This window comes from Methylobacterium sp. PvR107, assembly GCF_017833295.1.
Lineage (GTDB): Bacteria > Pseudomonadota > Alphaproteobacteria > Rhizobiales > Beijerinckiaceae > Methylobacterium.
This window is the reverse complement of record NZ_JAFIBW010000001.1, coordinates 1622726-1647382: the sequence shown is the minus strand read 5'-3', so window position 1 is coordinate 1647382 and position 24657 is coordinate 1622726. Positions and strand designations below refer to the sequence as shown.

Annotated in this window: 21 protein-coding genes and 1 tRNA gene; 12 read left to right on the top strand and 10 right to left on the bottom strand. The window is 68.3% G+C overall.

What is annotated here, in order from left to right:
- Nucleotides 1-52: 52 nt before the first annotated feature.
- Complete coding sequence (locus JOE48_RS07595; protein ID WP_210028996.1) at nucleotides 53-280, bottom strand: HOOK family protein; 228 nt, start codon at nucleotides 278-280, stop codon at nucleotides 53-55.
- Between the two features lie 423 nt (nucleotides 281-703).
- On the opposite strand from JOE48_RS07595, the gene JOE48_RS07590 reads away from it, so the two are divergent.
- From JOE48_RS07590 to JOE48_RS07565, 6 genes are all read left to right on the top strand, one after another.
- Nucleotides 704-1849 carry an efflux RND transporter periplasmic adaptor subunit gene (locus JOE48_RS07590; RefSeq protein WP_409518568.1) on the top strand — a complete coding sequence of 382 codons (1146 nt, stop codon included), beginning with the start codon at nucleotides 704-706 and terminating at the stop codon, nucleotides 1847-1849.
- 49 nt (nucleotides 1850-1898) lie between these two features.
- Nucleotides 1899-5063 carry an efflux RND transporter permease subunit gene (locus tag JOE48_RS07585; RefSeq protein ID WP_210028994.1) on the top strand — a complete coding sequence of 1055 codons (3165 nt, stop codon included), beginning with the start codon at nucleotides 1899-1901 and terminating at the stop codon, nucleotides 5061-5063.
- Nucleotides 5064-5299: 236 nt separating this feature from the next.
- A complete protein-coding gene (locus JOE48_RS07580) occupies nucleotides 5300-6436 on the top strand; it encodes a CaiB/BaiF CoA transferase family protein (protein WP_210028993.1) in 1137 nt (378 codons plus the stop codon).
- 42 nt (nucleotides 6437-6478) lie between these two features.
- Nucleotides 6479-7228, top strand: coding sequence for an SDR family oxidoreductase (locus JOE48_RS07575; RefSeq protein ID WP_210028992.1), 750 nt, complete (start codon nucleotides 6479-6481; stop codon nucleotides 7226-7228).
- 10 nt (nucleotides 7229-7238) lie between these two features.
- Nucleotides 7239-8387, top strand: coding sequence for an acyl-CoA dehydrogenase family protein (locus JOE48_RS07570; protein WP_210028991.1), 1149 nt, complete (start codon nucleotides 7239-7241; stop codon nucleotides 8385-8387).
- 1 nt (nucleotide 8388) lies between these two features.
- Nucleotides 8389-9234, top strand: coding sequence for a MaoC family dehydratase N-terminal domain-containing protein (locus JOE48_RS07565; protein ID WP_210028988.1), 846 nt, complete (start codon nucleotides 8389-8391; stop codon nucleotides 9232-9234).
- Between the two features lie 124 nt (nucleotides 9235-9358).
- Here the strand turns inward: JOE48_RS07565 and JOE48_RS07560 are convergent, their stop codons facing one another.
- Both JOE48_RS07560 and ade read right to left on the bottom strand, forming a co-directional pair.
- A complete protein-coding gene (locus tag JOE48_RS07560) occupies nucleotides 9359-9784 on the bottom strand; it encodes an organic hydroperoxide resistance protein (RefSeq protein ID WP_210028987.1) in 426 nt (141 codons plus the stop codon).
- Between the two features lie 87 nt (nucleotides 9785-9871).
- Entirely contained in the window at nucleotides 9872-11632 is a 1761-nt protein-coding gene (ade, locus tag JOE48_RS07555) for an adenine deaminase (protein ID WP_245252747.1), read from the bottom strand.
- An 88-nt stretch (nucleotides 11633-11720) separates the two neighbouring features.
- Here ade and ilvD point away from each other — a divergent pair, with 88 nt between their 5' ends.
- A complete protein-coding gene (gene ilvD, locus JOE48_RS07550) occupies nucleotides 11721-13550 on the top strand; it encodes a dihydroxy-acid dehydratase (protein ID WP_210028985.1) in 1830 nt (609 codons plus the stop codon).
- Here ilvD and JOE48_RS07545 read toward each other — a convergent pair whose 3' ends face one another.
- The 3 genes from JOE48_RS07545 to JOE48_RS07535 all read right to left on the bottom strand — a co-directional run bounded on the left by JOE48_RS07545 (nucleotide 13551) and on the right by JOE48_RS07535 (nucleotide 16343).
- A complete protein-coding gene (locus JOE48_RS07545) occupies nucleotides 13551-14234 on the bottom strand; it encodes a GDSL-type esterase/lipase family protein (protein ID WP_210028984.1) in 684 nt (227 codons plus the stop codon).
- A gap of 3 nt (nucleotides 14235-14237) precedes the next feature.
- Nucleotides 14238-15275, bottom strand: a complete 1038-nt coding sequence (locus JOE48_RS07540; RefSeq protein WP_210028983.1) for an SGNH/GDSL hydrolase family protein — start codon at nucleotides 15273-15275, stop codon at nucleotides 14238-14240.
- A gap of 96 nt (nucleotides 15276-15371) precedes the next feature.
- Nucleotides 15372-16343 carry a GDP-L-fucose synthase family protein gene (locus tag JOE48_RS07535; RefSeq protein WP_210028982.1) on the bottom strand — a complete coding sequence of 324 codons (972 nt, stop codon included), beginning with the start codon at nucleotides 16341-16343 and terminating at the stop codon, nucleotides 15372-15374.
- A 261-nt stretch (nucleotides 16344-16604) separates the two neighbouring features.
- Here JOE48_RS07535 and crtI point away from each other — a divergent pair, with 261 nt between their 5' ends.
- Genes crtI through JOE48_RS30790 form a run of 3 tightly spaced genes read left to right on the top strand, consistent with a single transcriptional unit; the run spans nucleotide 16605 to nucleotide 19317 of the window.
- Nucleotides 16605-18128, top strand: a complete 1524-nt coding sequence (gene crtI / locus JOE48_RS07530) for a phytoene desaturase family protein (protein ID WP_210028981.1) — start codon at nucleotides 16605-16607, stop codon at nucleotides 18126-18128.
- Nucleotides 18109-19179 (top strand): phytoene/squalene synthase family protein, encoded by a 1071-nt coding sequence (locus JOE48_RS07525; protein WP_210028980.1) that lies wholly within the window; start codon nucleotides 18109-18111, stop codon nucleotides 19177-19179. The genes crtI and JOE48_RS07525 overlap by 20 nt, the downstream gene beginning before the upstream one ends.
- 9 nt (nucleotides 19180-19188) lie before the next feature.
- A complete protein-coding gene (locus JOE48_RS30790; protein WP_280921303.1) occupies nucleotides 19189-19317 on the top strand; it encodes a hypothetical protein in 129 nt (42 codons plus the stop codon).
- Between the two features lie 6 nt (nucleotides 19318-19323).
- On the opposite strand, the gene JOE48_RS07520 is transcribed toward JOE48_RS30790, so the two are convergent.
- Together JOE48_RS07520 and hemC are read right to left on the bottom strand one after the other, a co-directional pair.
- Entirely contained in the window at nucleotides 19324-20193 is an 870-nt protein-coding gene (locus tag JOE48_RS07520) for a PhzF family phenazine biosynthesis protein (RefSeq protein WP_210028979.1), read from the bottom strand.
- Between the two features lie 10 nt (nucleotides 20194-20203).
- Nucleotides 20204-21127, bottom strand: a complete 924-nt coding sequence (gene hemC, locus JOE48_RS07515) for a hydroxymethylbilane synthase (protein WP_210028978.1) — start codon at nucleotides 21125-21127, stop codon at nucleotides 20204-20206.
- A gap of 199 nt (nucleotides 21128-21326) precedes the next feature.
- Here hemC and JOE48_RS07510 point away from each other — a divergent pair, with 199 nt between their 5' ends.
- Together JOE48_RS07510 and JOE48_RS07505 are read left to right on the top strand one after the other, a co-directional pair.
- Nucleotides 21327-22247 carry a metallophosphoesterase gene (locus JOE48_RS07510; RefSeq protein ID WP_210028977.1) on the top strand — a complete coding sequence of 307 codons (921 nt, stop codon included), beginning with the start codon at nucleotides 21327-21329 and terminating at the stop codon, nucleotides 22245-22247.
- A 106-nt stretch (nucleotides 22248-22353) separates the two neighbouring features.
- Nucleotides 22354-22815: an ABC transporter ATPase gene (locus JOE48_RS07505; protein ID WP_210028976.1), complete on the top strand. Its 462-nt coding sequence runs from the start codon at nucleotides 22354-22356 to the stop codon at nucleotides 22813-22815.
- A 36-nt stretch (nucleotides 22816-22851) separates the two neighbouring features.
- Here JOE48_RS07505 and JOE48_RS07500 read toward each other — a convergent pair whose 3' ends face one another.
- Nucleotides 22852-24384, bottom strand: coding sequence for an acyl-CoA carboxylase subunit beta (locus JOE48_RS07500; protein ID WP_210028975.1), 1533 nt, complete (start codon nucleotides 24382-24384; stop codon nucleotides 22852-22854).
- 146 nt (nucleotides 24385-24530) lie between these two features.
- Nucleotides 24531-24605: transfer RNA gene (locus JOE48_RS07495), tRNA-Val, on the bottom strand.
- Nucleotides 24606-24657 lie beyond the last annotated feature (52 nt).

The following is a 24657-nucleotide window of genomic DNA, read 5'->3' as shown; positions in this document are numbered from 1 at the left end:
CACCGTGCACGATGCGCCGGCTGAGCTGAGCACGGTGCCCGGTTCAGGCAGGTCAGGTCTGGGCGTTCGTCAGTGTGGCGATAATGGCATCCACCACATCGATTTGCTGTTGCACGGCGACCAGGCGTGAGCCCGCCTCGGCTCCATCGCCCATGACGAAGGTGCCCTTCTGCCTGCGCATCTCGCGCAATCGGCGCACCGAGGCCACGATGATCTGTCGCTCTTCGATCAGGGCCGAACGCAACTCGTCCAGCCCTTCCAGTTCCAGGGTCGGGGTCATGCGATATCCCGGTCACTCCAGCGCGTTGCGGAAACCGCAGCCGCTCGGCGCCGCATCGGCGGAGATCGTCGCTGATCGGCGGCTGCATCCCTCTGTGGCGGCGCGCGCGCGCGCCGGCAAGCGGACGGATCCCGGCAAGCCGAAGCGACCGTCCGCTTTCAGCGGTTGGAGTTGCGCCATCGACCATTTGCGACTCGGATCGGTGGATCGCATCGGTGTCGGCGTTCCGCATTGTATGCTACTGAATGCAAAATTATCCCGACCGATCGACCGGTCGGACGTCGGGGCGGAACTGCACGCATGCTGAGCGGGGACGAGCACGATCGCGCTGCATCTCGGCCGGACTCCGGCCCGGCGTTCCGCGGCCCAAACGGTCTGACGCAAGCCGCGCGCGCTCCGCGGCGCGGACGCGGGTTCGTCCTCATGCTACTGTTGCTCGCCGCTGCGGGAGGGGGCGCCTACGGCTATACGCGGCTGAACGAGCCGGTCGCGAAACCGAAGGCCGCGGCGCCGCTAGCTGTTCCCGTCACCCTCGGCACGGTCGAGCAGGGCCCGTTCGCCCTGGTCTCGAACGGCCTCGGCACGGTCCAGGCCTACAACACCGTCCAGGTGCGCACGCGGGTCGACGGCGAAATCCAGCAGGTCGCCTTCCGGGAGGGCCAAGCCGTCCGCAAGGGCGATATCCTCGTGCAAGTCGATGCGCGCCCCTATCAGGCCAGCTACGATCAGGCGAAGGCCAAGAAGGAGCAGGACACCGCGAACCTCAACAACGCGAAAGCCGATCTCGTCCGGTACACGGGCCTGGGTGCCTACGCGTCGCGCCAGCAGACTGAGACGCAGACCGCTCTGGTCGCCCAGCTCACCGCGCAGGTCGCCTCCGATCAGGCCGCGATCGACAACGCCGCGACGCAGCTGGGCTACGCCACGATCCGGGCGCCGATCGACGGCGTCACGGGTTTCCGCCAAGTCGATATCGGCAACATCGTCAACGCCTCGGGCCAGACGCCAATCGTGACGATCACCCAGGTCGAGCCGATCTTCGTTGTCTTCACGGCGCCCGAAGATCAGCTTCCCGCGATCACCACTGCCCTGCGGAAGGGCGATGTGCCGGTCGAGGCCTGGAGCTCAGACGGGCTCACGAAGCTCGCGGAGGGGAAGCTCGCCCTGTTCAACAACCAGGTGGACACGGCGACCGGCACGATCCGTCTGAAGGCGGTCTACGAGAACAAGAACCACGCGCTGTGGCCGGGTCTGTCGGTCTCGACCAAGATGCGGGTCGGCACCGTAGCGGTCGCCACGACGGTTCCTGACAACGCGATCCAGCACGGCCCAGACGGCCTGTTCGCCTTCGCGGTGGACGATTCCGACCGTGCGCATCAGCGCGCGCTCAAGGCCGGACGGTCGGATTCGGGCCGCACGCAGGTTCTGAGCGGGGACCTGAAGCCCGGGGAGCGGGTGATCGTCGCCGGACAGTACAAGGTCCAGGACGGCGGCCTGGTCACCGAGCCGCGCGCCGCGCGGGCGGAGCGACCGGAGGCGAGCGGCCGCCAGATCGAGGCCCAGCGCTGATGGGAGTGCCTTCGGACACGGCGATCGCAGGACGGCGCGAGGTTCGGCGATGAAAGGCGGCATCTCCGCACCGTTCATCCGGTTCCCGGTTGCGACCACGCTCATCATGGTCGGCATCCTGTTCCTCGGGATCGTTGCCTATCCGCTGCTGGGCGTGGCCCCACTGCCGCAGGTCGATTTCCCGACGATCCAGGTGACCGCGCAGCTGCCCGGCGGCAGCCCCGAGACCATGGCGTCCTCCGTGGCGCAGCCGCTGGAGCGGCAATTCTCGCAGATCCCCAGCGTGTCGCAGATGACCTCGACCAGCTCGCTGGGCATCTCGACCGTGACGGTCCAGTTCGACCTCAACCGCAACATCGATGGGGCGGCGAGCGACATTCAGGCGGCGATCAACGCCGCCAGCGGCCAGTTGCCGAAGAACCTGCCGACCCCGCCGACCTACCGGAAGGTGAACCCGGCGGATTCGCCGATCCTCCTGCTCTCGGCCACGTCGGACAGCATGCCGCTGATCGAGGTGGACGACGCGGTCGACGTGCAGCTCGCCCAGCGGATCAGCCAGATCTCGGGCGTCGCGCAGGTGTTCATCGGCGGCCAGCAAAAGCCCGCGATCCGGATCCAGCTCGATCCGGCCAAGCTCGTCGCCAAGAACCTGTCGATGGAGGATGTGCGCACGCAGCTGACCCTGACGACAGTCAACAACCCGAAGGGCAGCATCGACGGCGGCAGCCACAGCTACACGATCTACGCCAACGACCAGCTCACGGTCGCGAAGAACTGGAACGACGTCATCGTCGCCTACCAGAACGGCGCGCCCCTGCGGGTCCGCGACATCGGCCAGGCGGTAGCCGGTCCGGAGGACACCAAGCAGGCGGGCTGGACCAACGGCAAGCGGGGCGTGTTCCTCGTCGTCTTCAAGCAGCCCGGCGCCAACGTGATCGACACGGTGGACAGCATCAAGGCGCAGCTGCCGCGCCTGACCGCCACGCTCCCGGCCGCGATCAAGATCGGCATCCTCAGCGACCGTACCCAGACGATCCGCGCCTCGGTGGAGGACGTGCAATTCACTCTGCTACTCACCATCGTGCTGGTGGTCGGGGTGATCTTCGTCTTCCTGCGCAGCTTCTGGGCGACCGTCATTCCCAGCGTGACGGTGCCGCTCGCGCTGCTCGGCGCCTGCGCGCTGATGTGGATGGTGGGCTACACCCTCGACAACCTCTCCCTGATGGCCCTGACGATCTCGGTCGGGTTCGTGGTCGACGACGCCATCGTCGTGCTTGAGAACATCAGCCGCTACGTCGAGGAGGGGATGCGGCCCATGGAGGCCGCCTTCAAGGGCGCGGGCGAGATCGGCTTCACGATCGTGTCCATCTCGGTCTCGCTGATCGCAGTGCTGATCCCGCTGCTGCTCATGGGCGGCATCATCGGCCGGCTGTTCCGCGAGTTCGCCGTCGTGCTGTCGATGACCATCGCGGTCTCGGCCTTCGTGTCGCTGACGCTCACGCCGATGATGGCCTCGCGGCTGCTCAAGCCGCACGATGCCGAGCGGCACGGCCGCCTCTACCGGATGAGCGAAGCCGCCTTCGACTGGCTGCTGTCGGTCTACGAGAGCGCCCTCGACGTCGCCCTGCGCTTCCGCCGCGTCACCCTGCTGGTGTTCTTCGCCACGCTGGCACTGACCGGCTACCTGTTCGTCGCGATCCCGAAGGGCTTCTTCCCGCAGCAGGACACCGGCTTCATGATCGGCGTCACCGAGGCGGGCCAGGACATTTCCTTCTCGGCGATGAAGACGCTCCAGGAGAAGGTCGGTGCGATCGTCCAGGCCGATCCGGCGGTGGCCACGGTCGGCATGTCGCTCGGCGGCAACGGCCAGGCGCTGAATTCCGGGCGCATGTACATCACGCTCAAGCCTCGCGAGGAGCGCGACGTCAACGCCTTCCAGGTGATCGGCCGGTTGCGCCCGAAGCTGGACCGCGTTGAAGGTGTGCGAACCTTCATCCAGGCGACGCAGGACGTGCGCACCGGCGGCCGGACCTCGCGGACGCAGTTCGAGTACACCCTCCAGGATCCGGATCTTGCCGAGCTGAACGCCTGGGCGCCCCGCATCCTCGACAGGATGAAGACCCTGCCCGAATTGCGCGACGTCGCGACCGACCAGCAGACCCGGGGCACGACGTTGACGCTGTCGATCGACCGTGACGCGGCCTCGCGTTACGGCATTACGCCCCAGCTCATCGACGACACGCTGTACGATGCGTTCGGCCAGCGTCAGATCGCGCAGTACTTCACGCAGCTGAACAGCTACCACGTCGTGCTGGAGGTGCTTCCGGCGCTTCAGGGCAGCGTCGAGAGCCTCGACAAGATCTACATCAAGGCGCCGAACGGCGGCGGCCAGGTGCCGCTCGCAGCGTTCGCCCGCTGGACGACCGATCCGGTGGCGCCGCTGGCCGTCAATCACCAGGGCCAGTTTCCGGCGGTCACGATCAGCTTCAACCTCGCGCCCGACGTCGCCCTCGGCCAGGCGACGGAGGCGATCGGCCGGGCGATGCGCGACCTGCAGGTGCCGCCGACGGTCGTCAGCGGCTTCCAGGGCACTGCGCAGGCCTTCCAGCAATCGCTGTCGACGGTGCCGCTGCTGATCCTGGCCGCCCTGTTCGTGGTCTACCTGATCCTCGGCATCCTCTACGAAAGCTTCATCCACCCGATCACGATCCTGTCGACCTTGCCGTCGGCCGGCGTCGGGGCGCTGGCGGTGCTGATGTGGGCGGGGTTCGATTTCAGCCTGATCGCGCTGATCGGCATCATCCTGCTGATCGGCATCGTGAAGAAGAACGGCATCATGCTGGTCGACTTCGCCATCGCGGCCGAGCGCGACGAGGGGCTCACGCCGGAGGCGGCGATCCGACAGGCCGCCCTCCTGCGGTTCCGCCCGATCCTGATGACCACGATGGCGGCCCTGCTCGGCGGCATCCCGCTCATGTTTGCGCACGGCACCGGCTCCGAGATCCGGCAGCCCCTGGGCTACGCGATGGTCGGCGGCCTCGCGGTGAGCCAGGTGCTCACGCTCTTCACCACGCCGGTCATCTACCTTTATCTTGACCGGCTGGCGCAGCGGCTTTCGTTCCGGGACAAGCCGGAGGCGGTAGACGCCGCGATTGATGATCCGGAGCCGGTGGAGGAGGTTCGCGGCCCGCCCGCGTTGCGCGCAGCGGAGTGAGGCCGTCCGCCGTCCTTACGAGCGCAGTGAAGCAACCCAGGGCAGCGGGACGTCGGCGAGCGTGGCGCCACTGGATTCCTTCGCGGCGCTCTGAAGGACGCTGAGCGTTGCGGTACAGCCAGCCCGAAGCCAACGGCCGGGCGGCCCTGTCACCAAGGCCCGCTTGGCGGGTCCTGTTGCCGTTCCAGTTCATCCGGGTCCGGCCCTGCGAGGCTGCGCGACGCCGAAGGAACCGGATGAGCCAGAACCTGCCGCTGCGAGGGCTGACCGTGCTTGCTCTGGAGCAGGCGGTCGCCGCACCCTACTGCACCTCGCGACTGGCCGATGCCGGCGCACGCGTCATCAAGATCGAGCGCCCGGAGGGAGACTTCGCCCGCGGCTACGACGCGGCGGTCAACGGGCTGGCGAGCTACTTCGTCTGGCTCAACCGCGGCAAGGAAAGCCTCGTCGCCGACATCAAGGATCCCGAGGACGCGCGCCTTCTGCACGCGATCCTCGCGCGAACCGATGTGTTCGTTCAGAATCTCGCGCCCGGGGCCGCCGCTCGCGCGGGCTTTGGCTCGGCTGAGCTGCGCGCGCGCCACCCGCGCCTGATCACCGTCGATATCTCCGGCTACGGCGCCGACAATGCCTACAGCGACATGAAGGCCTACGACCTGCTGGTCCAGGCCGAGAGCGGGCTCGCCGGTATCACCGGCCACCCGGCAGGACCCGGACGTGTCGGCGTCTCCGTCTGCGACGTCGCGTGCGGGATGGATGCCCATGCCGCGATCCTGGAGGCGCTGATCGCGCGCGGGATCAGCGGCGCGGGCTGCGCTCTGAGCGTCAGCCTGTTCAGCGCCGCGGCCGACTGGATGAACGTGCCGCTGCTCTACTTCGAGGGCACCGGGGAAGCGCCCAGGCGGGTCGGTCTCGCCCACCCGTCGATCTGCCCCTACGGCGCCTTTCCGACTGCGGATGGCAGCCTGGTGCTGATCTCGATCCAGAACGAGCGCGAATGGGCCGGTTTCTGCGCGGGCGTGCTCGGCGAGCCGGATCTCGCCCGGGCGGAGGGCTTCGCGTCCAACAACGCCCGGGTGGCCAACCGCGCCGCCGTCGATCTGCGCATCGGCGCCACACTGGTGCGGCTGAGCCGCGACGCCGCTGCGGCCCGGCTGAAGGCGGCCGGCACCGCCTACGGTTTCGTCAACGCCCTGTCGGATCTCGCCAGCCATCCGGCGCTGATCCGCGCGGAGGTCGAGACCCCCGCCGGCCCAGCCCGCCTCGTCGCGCCGCCCGTGCTGATCGATGGTCGGGTTCGCGCTTTCGGACCGGTGCCGGCGATCGGCGAACACAACGCGCGGATCCGAGCGGAATTCGCCGGCCAGGATTGAGGACCGAGAAACGACGGCACGACGCAACCGCAGGAGGAGACCATGAGGCTCGACGGCAAGATCGCGCTCGTGACAGGCGCCGGAAGCGGCTTCGGGGCGGGCATCGCCCAGCGTTTCGCGGCCGAGGGCGCCAGGGTGGCCTGTATCGATATCGACGGCGCTGCGGCCGAGCGGGTCGCCGCCGAGATCGGCGACAACGCCCTGGCGATTACCGCGGATGTCGGCTTGGCGGGCGATGTCGCCGCCAGCGTGGCCGAAACCCTTCGGCGCTTCGGGGTGCCGCACGTGCTCGTCAACAACGCCGGGACGACCCATCGGAACAAGCCGCTGATGGAGGTGACCGAGGAGGATTTCGACCGGGTCTTCCGGGTCAATGTGAAGTCGATCTTCCACTACGTCCGGGAAGTCGCGCCACTGATGCGCGACGCGGGCGGCGGCGCGATCCTGAACGTCAGCTCGACGGCGGCGCTGCGGCCGCGACCGGGGCTCACGTGGTACAACGCCTCCAAGGGCGCGGCGAGCCTCGCCTCGAAATCGCTGGCCCTGGAACTGGCGCCCTGGAAGATCCGGGTGAATGCGCTCTGCCCGGTCATGGGTGCCACGGGTCTTCTCGAGCATTTCATGGGCGTCCTCGACACGCCAGAGAACCGGGACCGGTTCATCGCCACGATCCCGCTCGGACGCCTGTCGCAGGCGAGCGACATCGCCGCCGCGGCCCTGTTCCTCGCCTCCGACGAGGCGGCATTCATCACCGGCGTCGATCTCCCCGTCGATGGCGGCCGCACGGCCTGAGGAGCCTCTGATGGAAGCCTATACCGAAATCCGCGAGGCGGTCGCCAAGCTCTGCGCCGGTTTCCCAGGGCCGTACTGGCGGGCGCTCGATCGGGAGATGGCCTACCCGACCGCGTTCGTGAACGCGCTGACCGAGAGCGGCTACCTGTCGGTGCTGATCCCCGAGGAATACGGTGGCTCCGGCCTGCCGCTCTCCGCCGCCGCCGCGATCCTCGAGGAGGTCCAGCGCGCGGGCTGCAACGGCGGCGCCTGTCATGCGCAGATGTACACGATGGGCACGCTGCTGCGGCACGGCTCGGAGGCGCAGAAGGCCGCGTACCTGCCGGCGATCGCGGAGGGCCGCCTTCGGCTCCAGGCTTTCGGGGTGACGGAGCCGACCAGCGGCACCGATACCGGCAGCCTGAAGACGACGGCGCGCCTGGAAGGCGACCACTATGTCGTCAACGGGCAGAAGATTTGGACCAGCCGCGCCGAGCATTCGGACCTGATGCTGCTGCTCGCCCGCACCACGCCGCGGACCGAGGGCATGAAGCGCACGGACGGATTGTCTGTGCTGCTCGTCGACATGCGCGCGGCGACGGGCAACGGGCTCACCATCCGGCCGATCCGGACGATGATGAACCACGCGACCACGGAAGTGTTCTTCGACAATCTCCTCGTGCCGGCGCAGAATCTCATCGGCGAGGAGGGCAGGGGCTTCCGCTACATCCTGTCCGGCATGAACGCCGAGCGGATCCTGATCGCCGCCGAGTGCATCGGCGACGCCAAGTGGTTCATCGACAAGGCGAAGGCCTATGCTGGCGAGCGCGCGGTATTCGGACGGCCGATCGGTGCCAATCAGGGCGTGCAGTTCCCGATCGCCAGGGCCTATGCCAACATGCGCGCGGCCGAGCTGATGGTTCGCGAGGCGCTGATCCTCTACGAGGGCGGCGCCAACCCGGGCGCGGAGGCCAACATGGCCAAGATGCTTGCCGCCGACGCCTCCTTCGAGGCGGCCAATGCCTGCATCCAGACCCATGGCGGCTTCGGCTTCGCCGAGGAGTACGACATCGAGCGCAAGTTCCGCGAGACGCGCCTTTACCAAGTCGCGCCGATCTCGACGAACCTGATCCTCGCCTACCTGGCCGAGCACGTGCTCGGCCTGCCGCGCTCCTACTGACATGACCGATTTCGCCGCCTGGATCGGGCGGACGCGGGAGGCGTCCGACCTTGTCACCCCGCGCCTGATGGCCGAGTTCGGCGCGACCTTCGCGCCGCATCTCGCCCCGGTCGCGAACGGCATTGCGCCGCCCGCCCTGCACTGGTGCCTCGCCCCGGAGACCCCACCCGCCGATTCCCTCGGACCGGACGGCCACGCCGCCAAGGGCGGGTTCCTGCCGCCCGTACCGCTGCCGCGGCGGATGTGGGCGGGCGGGCAGATCGAGACGCTGGCCGATCTGCGCGTGGGCGATCGCGTCACGCGCACCGAAACCGTGCGCGACGTGGCCTTCAAGGCGGGGCGCAGCGGCAGATTATGCTTCGTCACCGTCGACCACGCGGTCGCGATGGAGCGCGGCGTTGCCATCCGCGAGCGGCAGGACATCGTCTATCGCGAGGCGGCCGACGCCCTGACCGGCGCGGCTGCCGCGCCCGAGCGCGACGATCCCGGTGCCTACGGGGCGATCTGGGACGTGCCGGCGACGCCGACCCTGCTGTTCCGCTACTCGGCAATGACCTTCAACGGCCACCGCTTCCACTACGATCAACCCTATGCGACGCAGGTCGAGGGATACGCCGACCTCGTGGTCCACGGGCCAATGCAGGCGAGCCTGCTCATGAACCTCGCCGCGACACTGCTCGGATCCGTACCGCGGACGTTCCGGTATCGCGGCGTGTCACCGATGACGGCGAATCAGACATTCCGCGTTTGCGGCAGGTTGACCGCGGCAGGCTTCGAAGGCGTAACGCTCGATGCGGCCGACCGCGTCTGCATGCGGGCGCGAACGCGTGACTGGGACGCCCGGTGATCCACCGTCATTCCGGGGCGCCGCAGGCGAGCCCGGAACCCAGATTCGCTGTCGGTGCCAAGCCATCCTGCGTCGCAGGGTCTGGATCCCGGCGCCGCCGAGCGGCCCCGGGATCACGGAGCGCTCAGGCGAGCTTCAGCCCGACATTGACGTTGCCGCGCGTCGCGTTGGAGTACGGGCATACCTGATGCGCGGCGTCGACGAGCTTCTGCGCCTCGGCGCGATCGAGACCAGGCAGACTGATCGTCAGGTCGGCGGTAATGCCGAAACCGCCCTCGGAGCGCGGGCCGATGCCGACATCGGCGGTCACGGTGGTCTCCGCCGGGACCTTCAGATGCAGCGACGGGGCAACGGCCTTCATGGCGCCGAGGAAGCACGCCGAGTAGCCGGACGCGAAGAGCTGCTCCGGATTCGCACCGGGGCCGCCCGCGCCGCCGAGTTCCTTCGGCGTGGCGAGCTTCACCTCGAAGCTGCCGTCGGCCGTCCGGGCGGCGCCGTCGCGGCCTCCGGTTGCGGTGGCGGTGGTGCGGTACTTCACGTCTACGGACATGACGGTCTCCGGTTTGTGGACGAGCGTCGGCATTGAGGCGCCGGCTCGGATCTGTATAGGTCCAATTTAAATTGCGCGCAATCTAATTCACGGGTCGATCAGCGCGAAGCGGTCGACATCCACAAGCCCGCGGTCGGTGATCTTCAGATGCGGGATCACCGGCAGCGGCAGGAACGCCACCTGCAGGAACGGCTCCTGCAGGACCACGCCGAGGCTTCGCGCCGCAGCCCGCAGGGTTACGAGCGCGCTGCGGATGTCGGCGAACGGCATCAGGCTCATCAGGCCGGCGATCGGCAGGGCGATCTCGCCCAGAACGCGGCCGCCCTCGACCACCACGAAGCCGCCTTCGATCTCACCCAGCCGGTTCACCGCCACGGCCATGTCGCCGTCGTCCGCTCCGACCACCGTGATGTTGTGGCTGTCGTGCCCGACCGACGAGGCGATCGCGCCGCGCTTCAGGCCGAACCCCTTCACGAACGCGACCCCGATACCGCGCATGCCAGCCGGCGTCCGGCCGTGGCGCTCGACCACGGCGACCTTGATGACGTCCTGATCGAGGTCGATGCGCCGCTCGCCACCGGAATAGGGCAGCGTCAGGTCGTGGCGCAGGGTGATGATCTTGCCCGGCACGACGCCGATGACCGGCGTCGACGGCCCGGAGCCCGAAGCGGCGAAATCCGCTTCCGTGACGCGCCTTGCCCGTACGCTGCCGCGGCCGATGGGATTGATGGCGGGCCGCGCGTCGAACAGCGCCGCATTCACCGGGCGGCCTGCGCTCAACACCTGGGAGACCGCGCAGGCGGCAAGATCGTCGAGCACCACCAGATCGGCGCGCTGCCCCGGCGCCACCAAGCCGCGATCGTGTAGCCCGAAGGCCCGCGCGGCCGACCAGGACGCTGCCCGGTAGGCGGCCAGCAGCGGGACGCCAAGGGCGATGGCCGTGCGGATGACGAAATCGAGGTGGCCCTCCTCGGCGATGTCGAGGGGGTTCCGGTCGTCGGTGCAGAAGGCCAGGAACGGCGCCGTCCGCTCGGTCAGGATCGGCGCCAGCGCGTGCAGGTCCTTGCAGACCGAGCCTTCGCGGATCAGCACGGTGAGGCCCTTGGACAGCTTTTCCAGGGCTTCCTCCGGTGTCGTCGCCTCGTGCTCGGTGCGGATGCCGGCCGCGATGTAGCCGTTGAGGCCTGTGCCGCGCAGCAGCGGCGCGTGGCCGTCGATGTGCCGGCCCTGGAAGGCCGCGAGCTTGTCCAGCACCCCGGGATCGCCGGCCAGCACGCCCGGGAAGTTCATGAATTCGGCGAGCCCGATCACCTTGGGATGGCCCGCGAAGGCAAGCAGGTCGTGCGCGTCGATCCGCGCGCCCGAGGTCTCCAGATGGTCGGTGGCCGGCACGCAGGAGGAGAGCTGCACCCGCAGGTCCATCGCCAGCGTCTCCGACGCGGCGAGGAACCACGCGAAGGCCTCGGCGCCGAGGACGTTGGCCATCTCGTGGGGGTCGCAGATCCCCGTGGTGACGCCGTGCGGAAGGACGCAGCGCTCGAATTCCTGCGGCGGCATCAGCGACGATTCGACGTGGAAATGCGTGTCGATGAAGCCCGGCACCACGATCTTGCCGGCGACATCGATTTCCCGGGTGCCACGATATTCGCCGAAGGTTCCGACGATGCGGTCGCCGCAGATCGCGATGTCGGACGCGACGATGTCCCCGGTGACGAGGTCTAGGAATCGACCACCCTTCAGAACCAGGTCGGCCTGGGCCGAGCCCTGACCCTGCGCGATGGCTCGCCGGAGAAAATCCACCTCTGTCACCGGTCTACCCTCCTCCAAATTGCCATCCGCCAGGAGCATGCCACGGCTGCGAGCCGCTCGGCGACGCTTGAAGTGGGGCGGGCGCAGGCGCAGAAACCCTTCACCTTTGAACCAGTCGAAGCTTTCGATGCCCGCCTATCGCTCCCGCACCACCACCCATGGCCGCAACATGGCCGGCGCCCGCGGATTGTGGCGCGCCACGGGCATGAAGGATGCCGATTTCGGCAAGCCGATCATCGCGGTGGTGAACTCCTTCACGCAGTTCGTGCCGGGCCACGTCCACCTCAAGGATCTCGGCCAGCTGGTCGCGCGCGAGATCGAGGCGGCCGGCGGCGTCGCCAAGGAATTCAACACCATCGCGGTCGATGACGGCATCGCCATGGGCCATGACGGCATGCTGTATTCGCTGCCGTCGCGGGAGCTGATCGCCGATTCCGTTGAGTACATGGTCAACGCGCACTGCGCCGACGCGATGGTGTGCATCTCGAATTGCGACAAGATCACGCCCGGCATGCTGATGGCGAGCTTGCGCCTCAACATCCCGACCGTGTTCGTCTCCGGCGGCCCGATGGAGGCCGGCAAAGTCCAGCTTCCCGGCATCGCCAGGAAGGTCGATCTGGTCGATGCGATGATCGCGGCGGCCGACGACCGGATCTCCGACGAGGACGTCGCGGTGATCGAGCGCTCGGCCTGCCCGACCTGCGGGTCGTGCTCGGGCATGTTCACGGCCAATTCGATGAACTGCCTCACCGAGGCGCTCGGGCTGGCGCTTCCGGGCAATGGCTCGGTGCTCGCCACCCACGCCGACCGCCGCCGCCTGTTCGTCGAGGCCGGCCACCTGATCGTCGATCTGGCCCGCCGCCACTACGAGCAGGATGATGCGGGCGTGCTGCCGCGCGCGGTGGCGAGCTTCAGGGCCTTCGAGAACGCCATGACCCTTGACATCGCCATGGGCGGCTCGACCAACACGGTGCTGCACCTGCTGGCCGCCGCCCACGAGGGCGAGGTGCCCTTCACGATGGCGGATATCGATCGGCTGTCCCGGCGGGTGCCAGTGCTGTGCAAGGTCGCCCCGGCGGTCGCCAACGTCCACATGGAGGACGTGCACAGGGCCGGCGGCATCATGGGTATCCTGGGCGAACTCGACCGTGCCGGCCTGATCGACACGGAGGTCGGCAACGTCTCGGCCGGGACGCTCGGCAATGCCCTCGCGCGCTGGGACGTGCGCGCCGCGCCGTCGGCGTCGGTCCAGACCTTCTACCGGGCGGCGCCGGGCGGGGTGCCGACCCAGGTGGCGTTCAGCCAGGAATCCCGGTTCGACCAGCTCGATCTCGACCGCGCAAACGGCGTCATTCGCGACGCCGCGCACGCCTATTCGCAGGATGGCGGGCTCGCCGTGCTGTTCGGCAATCTCGCCGAGGAAGGCTGCATCGTGAAGACCGCGGGCGTCGACGCCTCGATCCTGACCTTCACGGGGACGGCCCGGGTGTTCGAGAGCCAGGACGCGGCTGTCGACGGGATCCTGAACGGCAAGGTCACGGCCGGCGAGGTGGTGCTGATCCGCTACGAGGGCCCGCGCGGCGGCCCCGGCATGCAGGAGATGCTGTACCCGACGAGCTACCTGAAATCGAAGGGGCTCGGGAAGGCCTGTGCCCTCGTCACCGACGGGCGGTTTTCCGGCGGCTCATCGGGCCTGTCGATCGGCCATGTCTCTCCGGAGGCGGCCGAGGGCGGGCTGATCGGCTTGGTGCGCGACGGCGATCCCATCGCCATCGACATCCCGGCCCGGAGCATCCGCCTGGAGGTCGAACCGGCCGAACTCGAGCGGCGGCGGGTCGCCCAGGAGGCGGCGGGCTGGCAGCCGGCGAGCCCCCGGAAGCGCAAGGTCAGCGCGGCCCTGCGCGCTTACGCCATGCTGACGACCAGTGCGGCGCACGGCGCGGTGCGCCGGGTTTGATCAGCGGACGTTAAGAACGAGGGCGGCGACGGCAGCCAGCACGGCCGCAGCCGCCACGGCGATGCCAGCAAGGCGCCCCGAGTGGGACTTCGCCGGCGTCGTCGCAAGCTCGATCGCTGGCGGCAGCCGGGGGATGCGTCCGAGGGCTGCGAGCATCAGCGGCTCGATCGCCTGATAGCCGGCGGGGCTGAGATGCAGCCCGTCGGTTCCGTATTCCGGCCGTAGCGCACCCGTCTCCGTCGCCAGCACGGAATGGTAGTCGATGAAGGTCGCGCCGTGCTCGTGGGCGTGGTCGCGCAACCACGTGTTGACTGCGGCGATCATGGCCGGCGCATCCTGCACCTCCGGATTCCACGGAATGCGCTCGGCCGGCATGATCGAGCCGATCCAGGCCTTCACGCCCATGGCCCGCGCCTCGTCGAGCATGCCGGCCAAGGTCCGGGCGATCTCCTCGGCGGGGACGAAGAAACCCTCGTTGCGGCCGATGTCGTTGACGCCGCAGAGGAGATGGACACCCCGGGCCGCCGTCTCCTCCAGGTCTCGGCGGAACCGCATCGTGATCCAGCGCGCCGTCTGGCCGGATCCGCCGCGGGGAATGAGGTCGTAGGCTTCGAAGGTGCCGGCCCGGTGAAAGCCCCACAATTCGGTGATCGAGTCACCGATGAAGACGATGGGCTCGGCCACGGCCTACGCGCCCGGCTGAACCGCGCCGCCAAGCGCAGCCGAGATTTCTTCCTGGAGCCGTTCGGCCAATGTCTGCCGGCCATCGAAGGTCACATGCACCACGTCGGTGAAGATGGGACGGCTGTCGCTCTCGAAGATCCGGCTCAGATCCCGCACCCCGAAAGCCGCACCCGGAACCGGTGCCGCGTCGAGGCGGGACAGCACGCTCTCGCACCGCGTATATTGCCGGTCGAGATAGGCCAGGAATTCGCCGGAGGCGGCACGCGCCTCTTCGCCGACGCGTTCGGCGCTTCGGACGACAGCCGGCTGAAGCACGAAACGGATCGGGGCGCCGATTCCCGGGGCGAGGCGTTTCAGCCGATTCAGCGACAGCTCGAACTGCCGCACAACCTCCCATTCCCACAGGTCCGACTGCCAGTTTGTCAGCACCCGCAGATTCTCCAGACGCTGGAAAATCAACGCATGCAGACCGTCGAACGTCAGATCCTGCGCCTCCCCATCCTGCTTTCTGGGATCGAAGACGTAGTCGTAGAGGCACTCGTTGGCGAAGTGGTTGTAGGGATAGCCGGCGCGCGGATCGAAGCTCCACGGCTGGAACATGTCGGTGCCGCCGCCGACGATCAGGATCACGTCCGGCTGAAGGTCCATCAGCCGGGTCGTGATCAGGGCGATCATCTGATTCAAGCAGGCCGAGATGGCGCCGAAATTGTAGACGCGCGCGCCCTCGCCATGGATGCGCTTCAGACCGGTCTCGAGCCGGCCGGGAACGGCGTCGGCGAAGGATTCCCCATCGACCAGGGTGCTGTCACCGACGACGAACACCCGAAGGGTCTCGGAGGCCGGTCGCACATCCGCATGGATGTCGTTGCGATAGCCGAGGGCGTCGTAACGCCAGCCCTTGTCCGCCACCGCCGTCAGCGGCTTCCCGGCGAAGTGTGTGTAGGGCGCCGGGAAGCGAATATTCGCGTCGAAGTTTCGGAAGCTCTTCAGGAATTCGCGCCGCCGCGCATTCTGGGTCTCGTCAGACGGCCGCTGGGCCATGCTCCGGCTCCTCCCCGAACGGATAATCGTGTGGGACATGATCGTGGGCGACCCGGCCCAGCGCCGAGGCGCGGGCGAGGCCGAAAGGTCTGCCGCTCAGCCGCGCAGGCTGGCGTGGTTCTCCAGGAACCAGCCGTAGGTCTGGCGCAATCCATCCTCCAAGCCGATCTGCGGCCGCCAGCCCATGGCGGTGAGCCGCGACACGTCCATCAGCTTGCGCGGCGTGCCGTCCGGCTTCGTCGCGTCAAACGCGAGCTCGCCTTCGTAGCCGATCACGCGCGCCAGTGCCTCAGCCAACTGGCGGATGGTACAATCCTCACCCGTCCCGACGTTGATGTGCGACAGGTCCGGCCGCGTATTCGCCGCGTAGAGCGCGTCGTCCATCTCCATCACGAACACGCTGGCGCGCGCCATGTCGTCGACATGCAGGAATTCCCGCATCGCCCGGCCGGTGCCCCACACGGTGACCGTCGCGCGGCCTTCGGCCTTCGCCTCGTGCAGGCGCCGCATCAGCGCCGGCAGGACATGGGCGTTCTCGGGGTGGAAGTTGTCGTTCGGCCCGTACAGGTTGGTCGGCATCACGCTTCGATACCGCCGCCCGTACTGACGGTTGTAGCTCTCGCACATCTTGATGCCGGCGATCTTGGCGATCGCGTAGGGCTCGTTGGTCGGCTCCAGAACCCCGGTGAGGAGCGCATCCTCGCGCATCGGCTGCTCGGCGTGCTTCGGGTAGATGCACGACGATCCGAGGAACAGCAGCCGGTCCACGCCGCTCATATGGGCGGCATGGATGACGTTGGTCTGGATCAGAAGATTGTCGTGGATGAAGGCAGCCGGATAGGTGTTGTTGGCGTGGATGCCGCCGACTTTGGCTGCGGCGAGGTAGACCTGATCGATTTGATTCTCGGCGAAGAATTGACGGACCGCGGCTTGGTCGAGCAGGTCGAGTGCCCGCCGGTCGGCAGTCAGGACGCGTTCGTGGCCGAGTTCCTGCAGTCGGCGCACGATCGCCGAGCCGACCATCCCACGATGGCCCGCAACGAAGATGGTCTGACGACGACCGTCCATCACGCTTCCGCTTCCCCGCCAAAGACTTGGCCTGCCGAGGCCCTATAGATGCTTTGCGGCTAGATATCTCCGCGAAATCGCGTGTTTTGTGAGGCGACCGGCTCGGGCGCGGACGTGCGCAGCCGGTCCCAACCGATCATTCCCCATCCCGTGCTGCTTCCCCCTCCGGCCCGCCCCTTCAGTGGAGGACGGTCGCATGTTGCCTCGTGTAGACACCTTTCCCGCTTGCGCGAGCCGAAACTGCCGCGCTAGTGTCAACTCATGTTGACACTAGCGCCTGACCAGAGGGTGATTCAGCAGATCGACCGACGGCCCCATGCCGCGGTCATCGGAGCTGGGTTCGGTGGCTTGGCAGCAGCCGTCCGGCTCGGTGCGCGCGGGTATCGGGTCACCGTGCTGGAGCGTCTGACGCAGGCCGGCGGTCGCGCACGGGTGCACCGGCAGGACGGATTCACCTTCGACGCCGGACCGACCATCGTCACCGCGCCTCAACTGTTCGAGGAACTCTGGCATCTCGCCGGCCGCCGGCTGTCGGACGACGTCAAACTTGTGCCTATGGATCCGTTCTACCGGATCCGGTTCGCTGACGGCTCCTCTTTCGCCTACAATGGCGACCCGGAGCAGATGCGGGCGGAGGTGGCGCGCTTCGCGCCCGATGACGTCGCCGGCTACGAGCGATTCATGGCGCATAGCCGGGCGGTCTGCCGCATCGGCTTCGAGCAGCTCGGTCACGTGCCCTTCGACCACGTCGGAGCGATGCTGCGGATCGCTCCGGATCTGCTCCGCCTGTCCGGACACCGCTCCGTCTACGACGTCGTGGCCCGCTTCATCCGTGACGAGCGGCTGCGCACGGTCTTCAGCTTCCATCCGCTGCTGATCGGCGGCAACCCCTTCCGGGCCAGCGCGATCTACTGCCTGATCGCCGATTTGGAGCGGCGCTGGGGCGTCCATTTCGCCCTGGGCGGGACCGGCCAGCTCGTCGACGGTCTGGTCCGTCTGATCCGCAGCCAGCGCGGCCGGGTCCGTCTCGGCGTCGACGTGGCCCGCATTCGCGTGGATCGGGGCGAAGCGACGGGCGTCGAGCTTCAGAGCGGCGAGACAATCGCGGCCGATGTGGTGGTGTCCAACGCCGACTCGGCGGTGACCCACGCGCAGCTCCTTCCTCGGCCGCAGCGCTGGAGCGCCGGCCGGTTCCGCCGCGCCCGCTCCTCCATGGGGCTGTTCGTCTGGTACTTCGGCACGAGCCGCCGCTATCCGAACGTGGATCACCACACGATCCTGCTGGGGCCGCGATACCGCGGGCTGCTCGCCGACATCTTCGACCGGAAGCGGCTCGCCGACGATGCGAGCCTCTACCTGCATCGGCCCACGGCGACCGATCCGAGCCTCGCGCCCGCGGGGTGCGATGCGTTCTACGTGTTGGCACCGGTGCCGAACCTCGCGGGCGGCCAGGACTGGGAAGCGCTGGCCGAACCGTATCGACGGCGGATTGCCCGCATCCTGGAATCCAGCGTCCTTCCCGGCCTGTCCGACGTGATCGTGACCTCGAAGGTGACGACCCCCAAGGATTTCCAGGACGATTTCCTGAGCTACCGCGGCTCCGGCTTCGGATTGGAGCCGGTGCTCACGCAATCCGCTTGGTTCCGGCCGCACAATCGGTCGGGCGCGGTTCGCAATCTCTACCTCGTGGGCGCCGGCACGCATCCCGGCGCCGGTCTGCCCGGCGTGCTCTCCTCCGCCCGTATCCTCGACAGCGTGGTGCCCGATGCCCGCGTTACCGCCTGAATTTGCCGCCGCAGCCGACCGGACCGCATGCCGGACCGCGATCCGAACGGGCTCGAAGAGCTTTTTCGCGGCCGGGCGGCTGCTGCCCTGGGATGTGCGCGAGGCGGCCTACGGCCTCTACGCCTTCTGCCGGCTCTCCGACGACCTCGTTGACGAGGCGCCGAGCCCGGCCGACCGGCGCGACGCGGTCGCCCGCCTCGATGCCCGGATCAGCCGGGCCTATGCCGGCCATCCGGCCGATTCGGCGGCCGATCGCGCCTTCTCGGAAATCGTCAGCGCATACGCGATTCCCGAAACCCTGCCGCGCGCCCTCATCGAGGGCTTCGCGTGGGACGCGGAAGGTCGGCGCTATGCCGACCTGAATGCGGTTCACGGCTACGCCGCGCGGGTCGCGGGCTCGGTCGGGGCGATGATGGCAGTGATCATGGGGGCCCGCGAGCCGGACGCGCTCGCCCGCGCCTGCGATCTCGGGGCCGCGATGCAGCTCACCAACATCGCGCGGGATGTCGGCGAGGACGCCCGGATGGGCCGGCTCTACCTTCCGCTCGACTGGATGCGTGAGGCCGGTCTCGACCCGGACGCGTTCCTTGCGGACCCGCAACCGGGCCCCGCACTGTCCGGCATCGTGGCCCGACTCCTTTCCGAGGCTGAGGTGCTGTACGCGCGGGCGGAAGCCGGTATCGCCGTCCTGCCGGTCCAGTGCCGTCCGGCGATCCGGGCCGCGGGCCTGATCTATGCCGAGATCGGGCGCGAGATCGCGGCGAACGGCTACGATTCGGTCACGCGCCGCGCCCGCGTCGGTGGCGCACGCAAGCTGCTGCTGATCGCACGCGCGATGCGCGAGCCCGCCCGCAGTGCAGTCCTTGCCGCTCCAGCTCTTGCGGAAGCCGCGTTCCTGATCGAGGCGGTCGGCCGCCATCCGCTCACGCCATCCCGCCAGCGCCCCGCGCTTCGACCGTGGTGGGATGTCGGAGGCCGCGTCGTGCACGTGCTCGACCTGATCGAACGCATGCGAGAGCGCGAGGCGTTCAGTCGCTCCGCATCGCTTTGAGGCCCTGAGATGGGCGACCGCCTCTTCGCCGCCCTCGACCTCGGCCTCGTGTTTCTGGTCGTGTTCGGCATCGGCGTCTGGCAGCTCGTCGCCGTCCGGCGCAGCATCCGGCGCGACCGCAATGGACGATCGGAGTGATCGCCCTCACATCGTCGCGCTGATCGCGACGTCGCCCTCCAGCAAACAGCCGATCGCGCGTCCTTCCGCAAATCCGAGCCGGACGCGGATCTCGGACAGCCGGCCCATCGCCCGGCCCTGAAGGATGCGGATCGGCCGATCGTCCGGCGCCACGAGGCCGTCTGCCAGCAAGCCGAAAGCGAGCGCTGCAGCGGCGATCCCGGTGGCGGCGTCCTCGGGGTAGCCCGAGGAGTGTGGGAACTGCCGCGCCTCGAACAGCTGTGCCGGTCCGTCCAGGACGGCATAAGGGTACAGCCCGGTCGAGCCGATCCGCGAGCAGGCGGCCTCGACGGCACCGGAAGCCGGCGCCAGGGCATTCAGCGCCGCCGCATCGCGCATCGGGACGAGGGTCTTCACCCGCGAGGTCACGGCGTTGTGGACCGGCCGGTCCGCCAGGGTGTCGCGACCGATCCCCAGCGCCGTCAGGACCGCGGCCTCCGCCTCGCCGGCGAGGGGACGGACGCTGCCGGCCGGCTGCGTGATCGCGATCGTCCAGTCCCCGTCGCCGCGCGCCGACACGAAGCCCATCACCGCCCCGCTGCCGGTGGCGATCCGCACGGTCGAATCCGGCAGCCGCCCCTCCCGAGCCAGCACCCAGAGCGTCCCGATCGTCGCGTGGGCGCACATCTCCATTTCGTGGTTCGGCACGAAGAAGCGGAACCGCAGGTCGTGCGCCCCGTCGCCAGGCGGCAGCGCGAAACCCGATTCATGGCCGTAGCGCCGTGCGACGTCCCGCATGGCTTCGGCGTCGAGGCCGCCCGCGTCCGCCACGACGGGGCAGGGGTTACCGCCGCGTCCCGCGTGGGTGAACACGTCGACCAAGGTCACGAACGGCATGGGCTTCCCATCACTGCAGGTGGCGGGTGTAGGTCTCGCCGGCCTCGGCCTTCAGGACGGCGCCGGCCTCGCGGCCGATGCGCTCCGCATCGACGGCCGCGCCCTGGCGGGTGACTGCCCAGTGACGGCTGCCGTCCGGCAGGAACAGCAGACCGTCCAGGGTGAGCGTCTCGCCTTCGATCCGCGCGAGGGCAGCGATCGGCGTCCGGCACGACCCGTCCAGCTCCGCCAGGAGCGCCCGCTCGGCCGCGATCGCCGTGGTCGTGCGGTCACAGGCGATCGGTGCCAGAATCTGGTGGACCGCGCTGTCGCCGGATCGGCACTCAATCCCCAGCGCGCCTTGCGCCACCGCCGGCAGCATCTCGTCGACCGGGAGGATACTGCGCGCCATGCCTTCGAGCCCGAGGCGCTGCAGGCCGGCAAGGGCCAGCAGGGTCGCATCGCACTCGCCCGCTTCGAGCTTGCGCATCCGCGTGTTGGCGTTGCCGCGCAGGGGAACGACTCGGAGATCCGGCCGCTGCATGAGGACCTGCGCCCCGCGACGCAGCGACGAGGTCCCCACCCGCGCCCCCGCCGGCAGGCCCGCCAACCCGTCCGCGTGCGGCGACAGAAACGCGTCGCGCGGGTCATCACGCTCCAGGATGCAGGCGATGGTCAGCCCGTCGGGAAGCCACGTCTCCACGTCCTTCATGGAATGCACCGCGACGTCCACCTCGTCGGCGAACAGCGCCTGCTCCAACTCCTTGGTGAACAGGCCCTTGCCGCCGATCTCGGAGAGTGGCCGGTCGAGGATCTTGTCGGCCACCGTGGTCACGACGACGAGCTCGGTTTCGAGGCCCGGATTGGCGGCAACGATCCGGTCGCGCACCATGCCCGTCTGAGCAAGGGCCATCGGCGAGCCGCGGGTGCCGATGCGCAGGGGACGGTTCAACATCTGGTTCCGGGTCTATTCGCAGGACAGGACAGTGCCTTATAAACCGACCACGGCGACAGGCCACGCTCCATGGCCTCATTTAGACGTGCTGAACCAGCCACCGTTAGGCTGTTTGGGTCCGGCGCAGCACTGCCCCGCTTTCGCCGGACTGCGCACCTAGCGGATCGCGACGACCTCCAGAGCGAACAGGTATGGTGCGATGCTGATTCTGCCGACCCGACGGCAGTTCCTGGCAGGGCTCGGAGCGGGCGCGGGCGTGGCGGCCGCGACCGGAGTCTACGCCTTCGACGTCGAGCCGATGCACCGGCTGGTCGTCACGTCCTACGCGCCAGCCTTGCCGAACTGGGATCCGGGTTTGCGCCTGCGGGTCGCGGTGCTCGCGGATTTCCATGTCTGCGAGCCGTTCATGCCCTTCGACCGCGTGGCGGAGATCGTGGACGCGACCAATGCGCTCAAGCCCGATCTCGTGCTGCTGCTCGGTGATTACCCGGCCGGCAAGATCGCGTGGCGCAAGTTGCCGCTCACCCAATTCGCCCGGATGATGGAGGATCTGGAGGCGCCGCTCGGAACGCACGCGATCCTGGGCAATCACGATTGGTGGGACGACAAGGCCGTCCAGCAGGCGCGCCGCGGGCCGCCTGCGGTCAAGGGTCTACTGGAGGCGCGCGGAATCCCGGTCTTGGAAAACCAAGCGCTGCGTCTGACCAAGGACGGACGCCCGTTCTGGATCGCCGGCCTCGCCGACCAGCAGCCCTTCGAGGACGTCTGGACGTCCGTCAGCTACGCCGACGTGCGACGCACGCTCGAAGCGGTCACCGATTCGGCGCCGGTGATCCTGATGGCGCACGAGCCCGACATCTTCATGGACGTCCCCGATCGCGTCTCCCTCACCCTGGCCGGCCATACCCATGGCGGGCAGGTCCGGATCTTCGGCCGTTCACCTGCGATCCGGAAGATCGACGGCCACGATTATTCGTACGGACACGTCATCCAGGACGGACGGCACATGATCGTCTCAGGCGGCTTCGGAATGAGCCGCATCCCGATGCGATTCGGCGTGCCCCCGGAGATCGTGCTCCTCGAACTGGGACTGCCGGATCCGGCCATCGCCGGCGCCTGACCGGGAACGACCGGTTTCGCTGCTGGAACGCGCGAACATCAGGGCGGCCCCGCGCCCGAACGCCGCGGCGCTCGTTTTCCGAGGCTCGCCGCGCTACCTCGCCAGCATGCGCGCAATCGTTCCCTGTCTGGCTCTCGTGGTGCTGGCGACCAGCCACATCTCCGTTCAAGCGCAGTCCTGCGACGCCCTCGTCGACAAGGTCACGGCGGAGACCACCGCCAAGACCGCGGAGCGCAGCAGCGACTACGCAAGCTTTACCGCCGGGCCGGACATGACCCTCACGCTCGCCTGCGGCGGCCCCGACCTGTCCTCGGTCGGCGCTCAATTCCGCGGTGCGAGCCCACCGGACAGCTATTATGACCTGTTCGGTCACGCGGGGCATGCGGTCACGGGCATCGATGCCGCAGTGATCACGGACGCCGCCCATCGCGCCCAGGCCGCAGCCACGAAGCTGCGGCACAGCAATGTCGATCTCGGCGGGGCCCGGGTGACCTGCTCGGCGATGGTCTCGCCCGACAAGGGCCCCCTGACCCTCTGCGCGGTGATCGAGCACAGCGACCGGAGCTGAGGCCGGCGGACCGCGCCGCCGACAGACGATCCCGCCTCAGAGCGGGATGTTGTCGTGCTTCTTCCAGGGCTGCTCCATCTCCTTGGTCCGGAGCATGCCGAGCGCCCGCGCAATCCGGCGCCGCGTCGAGTGCGGCATGATCACCTCGTCGATGTAGCCGCGCTCAGCGGCCACGAATGGCGACAGGAAGCGATCCTCGTACTCGCCCGTGCGCGCCGCGATCTTCTCGGGGTCGCCGAGCTCGCTGCGGAAGATGATCTCCACCGCGCCCTTGGCACCCATCACGGCGATCTGCGCCGTCGGCCACGCATAGTTCACGTCCGCGCCGACATGTTTCGACGCCATGACGTCGTAGGCACCGCCGAAGGCCTTGCGGGTGATGATCGTCACCAGCGGCACTGTGGCCTGCGAATAGGCGAACAGCAGCTTGGCGCCGTGCTTGATCAGGCCGCCGTATTCCTGGGCCGTGCCCGGCAGGAAGCCCGGCACGTCCACGAAGGTGACAATCGGGATGCCGAACGCGTCGCAGTAGCGCACGAACCGCGCGGCTTTTCGTGACGCGTCCGAATCGAGCACGCCCGCCAGGACCAGCGGCTGGTTGGCCACGAATCCGACGGTGCGCCCCTCGATCCGGCCGAAGCCTGTGATGATGTTGCGCGCGTAGGCGGCCTGGATCTCGAAGAAGTCGCCCTCGTCCGCCACGCGGCGGATTACCTCGCCCATGTCGTAGGGCTTGTTGGGATTGTCGGGGATCAGCGTGTCCAGCGACATGTCGAGACGATCGACCTCGTCGAAGCTCTCGAGTTCCGGAACGCCGTCGATGTTGTTGGCGGGGAGGAAATCGAGCAGGCGCCGGATCTGGAGGATCGCCTCGACGTCGTTCTCGAAGGAGCCGTCGGCGATGGACGACTTGGTCGTGTGCACCTTTGCGCCACCGAGTTCCTCGGCGGTCACGACTTCGTTGGTCACGGTCTTCACCACATCGGGGCCGGTCACGAACATGTAGCTCGTGTCGCGGACCATGAAGATGAAGTCGGTCATGGCGGGAGAGTAGACGTCGCCGCCCGCGCAGGGCCCCATGATCACCGAGATCTGCGGGATCACCCCCGAGGCCATGACGTTGCGGCGGAACACCTCGCCGTAGCCGCCGAGCGCCGCCACGCCCTCCTGGATGCGCGCGCCGCCGGCATCGAAGATGCCGATGATCGGGGCACGCATCTTCAGCGCCATGTCCTGGACCTTCACGATCTTCTGGGCATGCGCCTCCGAGAGAGAGCCGCCGAACACCGTGAAATCCTTCGAGAACAGGAAGACCGTGCGGCCGTTGATCGTGCCCCAACCGGTCACGACGCCGTCGCCGGGAATCTTCTGCTTCTCCATGCCGAAATCAGTGGAACGATGCTGCACGAACATGTCGAATTCCTCGAACGACCCGTGGTCGAGGAGGAGTTCGATACGTTCCCGCGCCGTCAGCTTGCCGCGCTTGTGCTGTGCCTCGACGCGCTTCTCGCCACCGCCGAGCCGGGCCAGCGCCCGACGCTCTTCGAGCTTGTCGAGGATATCCTTCATGGCCGTTTCCGCCCCTTCCCCTGCCCGTGACTCGCGACCCGGAACGGGCCGGGTCCAAGCTTATGCGTTCGCCGATCGTGCGCCCTTAGCACGCGCGTTTCGGGTGGCAAACCGACGCGATTGTCAGATTTTCGGAGGGAAGGGGATGGTGGACGGTGCAGGGATCGAACCTGCGACCTTTCCCGTGTGAAGGGAACGCACTACCGCTGTGCTAACCGTCCGTACCGGCGGGCCGCCGTCAGCGCACGCCCTGTGGTCGCCCACACCTGCAGG